Source organism: Streptomyces beijiangensis, assembly GCF_017315755.1.
Taxonomy (GTDB): Bacteria; Actinomycetota; Actinomycetes; order Streptomycetales; family Streptomycetaceae; genus Streptomyces; species Streptomyces beijiangensis.
This window is the reverse complement of sequence record NZ_JAFLRJ010000566.1, coordinates 1-514: the sequence shown is the minus strand read 5'-3', so window position 1 is coordinate 514 and position 514 is coordinate 1. Positions and strand designations below refer to the sequence as shown.

The window sequence follows — 514 nt, the reverse complement described above, 5'->3', positions numbered from 1 at the left end:
CCCAGGTCGGCGGCGACCTGGACGGCCGTCTTCAGCAGCCGGACGCGGGCGGCGCGGGCGTCGGGATCCGGGTCGAGCAGGGAGGGGCCGTGCTTGCGGCGGGGGTCGAGTACGTAGCGGGCGCCGGTCTCGACGGTGACGGTCAGGCCGAGCCGGTCGAGGGCGTGGGCGACGCGGCGGGTGCGGGCGCCGAGGCCAGGGCCGACGGGGTCGAGGTGCATGTGGTCGAGAGTCAGGCCTACGCCGTCGTAACCGAGATCGGCGAGGAGGGCGAGGGCGTCGTCGAGGCGGAGGTCGGTGAGGCCGTTGGTGCCGTAGCCGAGGCGGAGGGTCATGTGGGGCTCACCTTCCGAGCGAGCTTGCGGGCGACGGGGACGAGGGCGCTGAGCGCGACGGCGGTCCCGACCGCGCCGGCCCGCGCGGCCAGGGCGGCCTGGAGCGGGATCATCGCGCGGATGCCGCCGCCTACGGCGCGTTGGGTGAGGGGTGGGGAGGGGTTGAGGGCGGCGTGGAG

General features: G+C 76.3%; 1 pseudogene. It reads right to left on the bottom strand.

What is annotated here, in order from left to right:
- Positions 1-514: pseudogene (locus tag J0695_RS36815) on the bottom strand (hypothetical protein); the annotation flags it as partial.